At 39.4% G+C, this 7,702-nt stretch carries 8 protein-coding genes and 1 other annotated feature; of the genes, 6 read left to right on the forward strand and 2 right to left on the reverse strand.

Annotated features, from left to right (window positions below):
- Positions 1-866, forward strand: an 866-nt coding sequence (locus AC11ZT_RS04815; RefSeq protein ID WP_484058520.1) for a tetraprenyl-beta-curcumene synthase family protein, incomplete at its 5' end; no start/stop codon positions are given.
- A 50-nt stretch (positions 867-916) separates the two neighbouring features.
- Here the strand turns inward: AC11ZT_RS04815 and mnmM are convergent.
- On the reverse strand, positions 917-1,492 hold the full coding sequence (gene mnmM, locus AC11ZT_RS04820) for a tRNA 5-(aminomethyl)-2-thiouridylate-methyltransferase MnmM (RefSeq protein WP_484058521.1): 576 nt from the start codon (positions 1,490-1,492) through the stop codon (positions 917-919).
- Positions 1,489-2,442, reverse strand: coding sequence for a tRNA modification radical SAM protein MnmL/YtqA (mnmL, locus tag AC11ZT_RS04825; protein WP_484058522.1), 954 nt, complete (start codon positions 2,440-2,442; stop codon positions 1,489-1,491). Before mnmL ends, mnmM begins: the two co-directional genes overlap by 4 nt.
- A 143-nt stretch (positions 2,443-2,585) precedes the next feature.
- Here mnmL and AC11ZT_RS04830 point away from each other — a divergent pair, with 143 nt between their 5' ends.
- From AC11ZT_RS04830 to AC11ZT_RS04850, 5 genes are all read left to right on the forward strand, one after another.
- Complete coding sequence (locus AC11ZT_RS04830; protein WP_484058523.1) at positions 2,586-2,849, forward strand: DUF2524 family protein; 264 nt, start codon at positions 2,586-2,588, stop codon at positions 2,847-2,849.
- A gap of 21 nt (positions 2,850-2,870) precedes the next feature.
- Positions 2,871-3,014: a glycogen biosynthesis protein GlgD gene (locus AC11ZT_RS04835; RefSeq protein WP_484058524.1), complete on the forward strand. Its 144-nt coding sequence runs from the start codon at positions 2,871-2,873 to the stop codon at positions 3,012-3,014.
- Positions 3,015-3,192: 178 nt separating this feature from the next.
- Complete coding sequence (locus tag AC11ZT_RS04840; protein ID WP_484058525.1) at positions 3,193-4,380, forward strand: MDR family MFS transporter; 1,188 nt, start codon at positions 3,193-3,195, stop codon at positions 4,378-4,380.
- A 42-nt stretch (positions 4,381-4,422) separates the two neighbouring features.
- Positions 4,423-4,635, forward strand: a binding site (T-box leader).
- 62 nt (positions 4,636-4,697) lie between these two features.
- On the forward strand, positions 4,698-7,112 hold the full coding sequence (gene leuS / locus AC11ZT_RS04845; protein WP_484058526.1) for a leucine--tRNA ligase: 2,415 nt from the start codon (positions 4,698-4,700) through the stop codon (positions 7,110-7,112).
- 448 nt (positions 7,113-7,560) lie between these two features.
- The coding region (locus AC11ZT_RS04850; protein ID WP_484058527.1) for a spore germination protein at positions 7,561-7,702 on the forward strand (142 nt) is incomplete at its 3' end.

The raw sequence follows: 7,702 nt of genomic DNA on the forward strand, positions 1-7,702 counted from the left end.
TAGCGGGAGAAAACCGTAATGATTGTATCTCTTTTGTTGTTGCCTATCAAACGATAAGTGATTACCTTGATAATTTATGTGACAGAAGTACCTCTCTTGATCCGCTAGATTTTGAAGCCATGCATGAATCGATGCTTCATGCCTTAACGCCATCTCAGCCTCTTGTGAATTACTATCGCTACCGCGAAGATCAAGATGATGGCGGCTACCTACATGAATTGGTGCAGACGTGTCAAACTATTTTACAAAAATCGCATCACTACTCGAAAATTGCCCCAACCCTTCATGAACTTGCCGGTTATTATTGTGATTTGCAAGTTCATAAGCATGTGAAGGTTGAGGAACGTGAAGGACGGTTACAAAATTGGTTTCATGCATACGAAGACGAGCTTCCTGCTATGGAATGGTTTGAATTTTCTGCATGTGCAGGCAGTACGCTTGGCATCTTTTGTCTCGTATCTTATTCGTTTCATGAGGAATTAAGTGAGGAACATATTTTGAAAATAAAACAAGGCTACTTTCCTTACGTACAAGGGTTACACATTTTATTGGATTATTTTATAGATCAGGAGGAGGATCGAATCGAGGGTGATTTGAATTTTTGTAGCTACTATGAAAATAAGGAACAGACCTTGAAACGATTTCATCACTTTGTACGTGAAAGTGACGCGCATGTGCGCGGTTTGCCTGATGCGAAGTTTCATCAGCTTCTGAGCCGGGGCTTGCTTGGCGTTTATATGTCTGATCAAAAGATACATGAGCAGAAAGAAATAAAAAAAATGGCGAAGAAAATTGTGAGGTTCGGAGGCTTAACGTCTTATTTTTTCTATTTAAATGGGAAAATGTATCGGAAAAAAGCGCAATAATGTACTGCAAAACTAGCCTGCCAACTAGAATTCTAGTCGGCAGGCTAGTTTCATTTTCTTTTTTCTATTGCAATAATAAACGGCGGATCATTTTGTTGATTGATAAATTCATAGCGAAGCACATGAGTTTTTTTCTGATCAAGCTCTTGTACAAAGGAAAGAATATGGTCTCGCTCCGTCTTTCCTTCCGGATGCCCATGATAAATAACGAGGACAATGATTCCTTCCGGTGCCATAATAGATAGGAGCTGCGTAATGGCATCGATTGTAGACGCAGGCTTTGTGACAATATCTTTATCGCCGCCGGGTAAATAGCCTAAGTTAAAAATTGCTCCCGTTATCTTACCATGTGTAGTTTTTGGTAGATGGGTAATCAGATTACTATGACTGTCATGAATTAATACGACGCGGTTTGCGATACCTGTTTCATCTAAACGTTTTTTCGTTTGTTCCAACGCTTGCGCTTGAATATCAAATGCATATACTGTTCCGTCATCTCCGACAGTTTCTGCTAGCATGCATGTATCATGGCCATTCCCCATGGTTGCATCCACGCACACATCGCCTTGTGAGATGGCAGATCGAAGCAGAATTCTAGCGAAAGGTAATATTCCTTCTAGTTTCATTTTTCGTTCACCTTGTTTTCGAATTTTCCTTGCCAGCTTTCTCGTCGTTCAAATTCAGCATCAATGGAGTTAAGCACTTCCCATTTCTTTAAACTCCACATCGGTCCAATCATTAAATCGGGTGGGCCATCTCCTGTAATACGATGAATAATAACAGATGGTGGGAACAGTTCAAGCTGATCGACAACAAGATTTACATAGTCTTCTTGGGAGAGAAATTGGAGTTGTCCTTTTTCATATTGTTTTACCATGGGAGTCCCTTTTAAGAGGTGCAACAAATGAATTTTCAGACCTTGAATGTCGAGCTTTGCTACTTTTTTGGCAGTTTCCATCATCATATCGTACGATTCAAGTGGTAAACCATTAATAATATGCGAGCATACGCGAATGTTATGCTTACGTAGTTTTTCTACTCCTTCTACATATGTCTTATAATCATGAGCGCGATTAATTAGAAGAGCGGTCCGTTCATGGACCGTTTGTAAGCCGAGCTCCACCCAAAGATACGTACGTTTGTTTAAGTCAGCTAGATATTCAACTACATCATCAGGTAAGCAATCTGGACGAGTTGCAATAGAAATACCAACAACGCCTTCTAATTCTAAAACAGGCTCAAATGTTTGCTTTAATACTTCAACAGGTGCATGGGTATTGGTAAAAGCTTGAAAGTAAGCCATGCATTTACCGTTTTTCCACTTTTCATTCATTTTTTCTTTTACTTTATAAAACTGAGTCACAACATCTTCTGCTCGGTTTCCTGCAAAATCGCCAGAGCCAGCAGCACTGCAAAAGGTGCAACCACCGAATGCAACCGTACCATCACGGTTCGGGCAGTCAAAGCCAGCATCCAAAGAAACTTTGAATACCTTTTCTCCAAAGTGCTGTCTTAGATGATAATTCCATGTATGATATCGTTTATTATCATTGCTATATAGAAATGGATTTTCCATAATATTTCCTCCATATAAAAAAAGTAACGACCGAAAAACAACCATCATTATAACATATATACTCATAACAATACCTTTTTCCGGACACAATAAGGTGAAACTTCCCATCACCTTAGCGTGTTAGGAACAAAGGAGGTAGACCCATGACAGATCGTTATTCATTGGATCAATGCATTAGCAGTGCACAATCTGTACTTGAAGCTAGCAAAGAACAAGTAAAAATTGCTATGAAACAAGAGCATTACAATGATATCGAATATTCCGATTCCCAGCTTCAGCTTGAACAGGCTTTGCTATCACTCGAATCGATGATGCACAATGCAAATGCTGAGCAGCGAGAACGAATCGATCGAATGGTTGCCAATATACGAAATGTGCAACATCAAATGATTATAACGCCACATTAAATGGAAAAAAGGAGTATAACGATGACAAAACGTTCTAAACAAAATAATCCTGAGCAAAAAACGAATAATGGCACGAATCCGGAATTTTCAAATCAATCTGATCCGATTGTACAAGCGAAGCAACGGAACCATGGAACAGGACAGCCGCAAAAAGCGAAGCAGTAAGGAAAAGTATTGTAAAAAAGTCTCGCCTATGGCGGGCTTTTTTTACAGTAGATTCGTTTAGGTAGGGTGAAGTGGAAAAGTGATTTTTCCGAATTATTCGTCTACACGTTAATCTGTTGTCTTCGCTGTGAAAAAGACATACAATCGGTATGGTGTGGAAAAGTGAGGGGGAGAATCGATGCCAAAACGAGCGTGGTTATTAATTATTGGAATGATTATAAATGTTACTGCCTCTTCTTTTTTATGGCCTTTTAATACAATCTATATTCATAATTATTTAGGAAAGTCTTTATCTGTTGTCGGAATGGCTTTGATGATTAATTCACTTGCTGCTGCAATTGGAAATCTGGCAGGTGGTTATATGTTTGATAAATGGGGAGGGTACAAGTCTATTCTAACAGGAATTATTATCACACTCGTTTCTGTTGCAGGGCTTGTTATAATACATAGTTGGCCGCTATATGTCGTGTGGTTAGCCGCGATTGGTCTTGGATCTGGAATGGTTTTCCCTTCTATGTATGCTATGATTGCTACTATCTGGCCAGAAGGTGGGCGGCGGGCATTTAATGCATTATATGTTTCCCAGAATTTTGGCGTGGCGCTTGGCTCTGCTCTTGGAGGACTGGTTGCATCCTTACGTATTGATTATATCTTTCTAGCAAATTTAATTCTCTATGCTGCTTTTTTTGTGTTAGCAGCAATTGGATTCAAAACGATTCAAACAAAGCCCGTTCATATAGAAAATGAACCAACAACGCGAAGCCTTTGGAAAATGACTCCAATGTTTAAATCGCTGTTAATTTTATGTACTGCATATATGATGTGTTGGGGTACGTATGTACAATGGCAAGGTGTCATCCCCCTACGTATGCAAGAGTTACATATTAGTTTGAAGTCATATAGCTTATTATGGACTGTAAACGGTGCATTGATTGTGTTGGCACAACCACTTATTCATTGGATTGTTCAGGCAATCAAAGCTTCATTAAAGCAACAATTTATAATTGGAATATCTATTTTTATTATTTCCTTTGCTCTTGTCAGTCAAGCAGAGAGTTTTCGTATGTATATGATTGCAATGATTATATTAACATGCGGCGAAATGTTTGCCTGGCCTGCAGTACCTACCATAGCCAATAATTTAGCACCTACAGGTAAAACTGGATTTTATCAAGGCCTTGTGAATAGTGCGGCAACAGGGGGAAGGATGCTCGGACCATTGGCAGGCGGAGTGATTTTTGATGTATTTCATATTCGTGTATTATTCATCGTCATTCTGGCTACACTAATCGTAGCAATTTTTATTACAAGTGTGTATGATTACAAGCTTGTACATAAGAAAATTGAGAGAAAAATCTCTGTTTGACTGGATATAGAACATAATTTAAAATAGAGTATAAGAAAATAGTTAATGACAGTGATAAGGAGTAGTAGCGATTTCAAGTGGATCAGAGAGTTGACGGTCGGTGCAAGTCAATCTAAGCTTAGTCGTGAACTCACCTTGGAGTAGTAATCGTGAATGAGTAGCGATTATCGTTTCATCCACGTTACGGATAAGAGCGAATGCAAATTGCATTAACTAGGGTGGTACCGCGGGAATATACAACCTCTCGTCCCTTTTGGGATGGGGGTTTTTTTGCATTTTTTTTGCATTCCAACGGAAATAGAATGGAGGGTATTGTGGTGAGTTATAATCATCAAGAAATCGAGAAGAAGTGGCAAATGTATTGGGAAGAACATACAACATTCCGTACAACAGAAGACAAAGAAAAGCCTAAATTTTATGTGTTGGACATGTTTCCGTATCCGTCTGGCGTAGGACTTCATGTCGGACATCCAGAAGGGTATACAGCAACAGATATTTTAGCTCGTATGAAACGGATGCAAGGCTATAATGTGCTTCATCCAATGGGGTGGGATGCATTTGGTCTTCCTGCAGAGCAGTACGCGCTAGATACAGGTAATGATCCCGCAGAATTTACAGTAAAAAATATTAATACATTCCGTAGACAAATTAAGTCACTCGGTTTTTCTTATGACTGGGATCGTGAAGTGAACACGACGGATCCCGATTATTATAAATGGACGCAATGGATATTCATTAAGATGTTTGAAAAAGGGTTAGCATATGTCGATGAGGTTGCCGTGAATTGGTGTCCTGCCCTTGGAACGGTACTAGCAAATGAAGAAGTAATTGATGGTAAGAGTGAACGAGGTGGCCACCCGGTAGAACGACGTCCGATGAAGCAATGGGTTTTGAAAATTACTGAGTATGCCGATCGTTTATTAGAAGATCTGGAAGAACTAGATTGGCCAGAAAGTTTAAAAGAAATGCAGCGAAACTGGATTGGTCGTTCGGAAGGTGCAGAGGTTCATTTTACTATTGATGGAACGGATGAAACGTATACGGTATTTACAACGCGGCCAGATACTTTATTTGGTGCAACATACTCTGTTCTAGCTCCAGAGCATGAGCTTGTAGGTAAAATTACAACTCCTGAACAAAAGGCTGCAGTAGAAGCCTACTTAGATAAGGTGAAAACAAAAAGTGATTTGGAACGTACGGATTTGGCAAAGGATAAAACAGGTGTGTTCACAGGTGCCTATGCAATTAATCCTGTTAATGGTGAAAAAATGCCAATCTGGATTGCTGATTATGTGCTAATTAGTTATGGGTCCGGTGCTATCATGGCAGTACCTGCCCATGATGAACGTGACTACGAATTTGCGAAAAAATTCGAGCTTCCAATTAAACAAGTGGTAGAAGGCGGAGATATTGCGAAAGAAGCTTACACAGGTGACGGCGCTCATATTAACTCTGGTTTTCTAAATGGACTTGGTAAAGAAGAAGCGATTACTAATATGATTGACTGGCTTGTTGCAAAGGGTACAGGGGAAAAGAAAGTAACATACCGCTTACGCGATTGGTTATTTAGCCGTCAGCGCTATTGGGGCGAACCGATTCCTGTTATCCACTGGGAAGATGGTACGATGACAGCTGTACCAGAAGAAGAATTACCGTTGCTTCTACCTAAAACAGATAATATTCGTCCTTCAGGAACAGGAGAATCACCGCTTGCTAATATAGAAGAATGGGTTCAGGTTGTAGATCCAATTACAGGGAAAAAGGGTCGCCGGGAAACGAATACGATGCCACAATGGGGGGGAAGTTGCTGGTATTTCTTGCGCTACATCGATCCGCATAATAGTGAAAAACTAGCAGACCCAGAAAAGTTAAAACAATGGCTTCCGGTTGATACATACATCGGCGGTGCAGAGCATGCAGTCCTTCACTTATTGTATGCACGCTTTTGGCATAAATTCCTGTATGATATCGGTGTTGTTCCAACGAAAGAACCATTCCAAAAATTATTCAATCAAGGAATGATTTTAGGATCAAACAATGAAAAAATGAGTAAGTCAAAAGGAAATGTCGTCAATCCGGATGATGTAGTAGCAAGTCACGGAGCGGACACACTCCGCTTATATGAAATGTTCATGGGGCCACTGGATGCATCGATTGCATGGTCTGAAAATGGTCTTGATGGATCCCGTCGTTTCTTAGATCGTGTATGGCGCTTACTTATACAAGAAAATGGCGAACTAAGTGAGAAAATAGTAGAAAAACCAAATAAAGCTCTCGATAAAGTATTTCACCAAATGGTGAAAAAAGTGACGGAAGACTATGAAGGTCTTCGGTTTAACACAGCAATTTCACAAATGATGGTATTTTGTAATGATGCTTATAAAGCTGATATCCTTCCAAAGGAATACATGGAGGGCTTTGTTCAACTATTGGCTCCAGTTGCACCTCATCTAGCAGAAGAGTTATGGAGTAAACTTGCGCATACAGAATCCATTACGTACAGTGCTTGGCCATCTTATGATGAATCTAAGCTTGTCGAAGACGAGATTGAAATTGTAGTGCAAATAAACGGTAAACTAAAAGCAAAATTGATGATCCCTAAGGATGCAACGAAAGAACAAATGGAAGATGCAGCCATGAAGGATGAAACTATAACAGAACAAATAGAAGGAAAAACGATCCGTAAAGTAATTACAGTACCAGGTAAGCTTGTTAATATTGTTGCCAATTAATAGTGCAAAAGCCCTCCTAATTTTTAAAACATAAGTCATTGCTTTTTCACACATACTACAGATGACTTAATTAAAAGAGGAGGGTTGCAGCATGGCAAAAGGAAGAAGCAATAATAGTGGTCAGAAACAACCAAATTTTAATGACTCATCGAATTCTTCAAAAGAAAAGCAAACGCAAATAAAAAAGAATGACAAGGAAAAATAAATAGGATTTAACGGAGGGAGAATCATAAGGATTCTCTCTCTTTGTTGTTCATTTTTCTGTAACAATTTGTTCAGCTCAGGAGTACGAAGCGAGCATGTTTGTTGTTATTTATACGCAAAGGGGTATAGGGTCGTCAATATGGTGGGGGGAATGAACGAATATAGGGGAGAATTACAATTTTCATGAGAGTGTCTGTTTCTTTTGCATATAGTATTACGAATGAATGCAAGGGGGCATATGAAAATGGCTAACATCCAAAACATAGAGATTAATCGAAATATAGGAACGGTGAACATCGGAAATCATTATAATCTAACATCACTTTCTGTTTCCAAAACGAGTAATGGGTCTGGTGCACTTAATATGGGAGTATACGTAAATGGCA

It is taken from the genome of Ectobacillus sp., assembly GCF_056992975.1.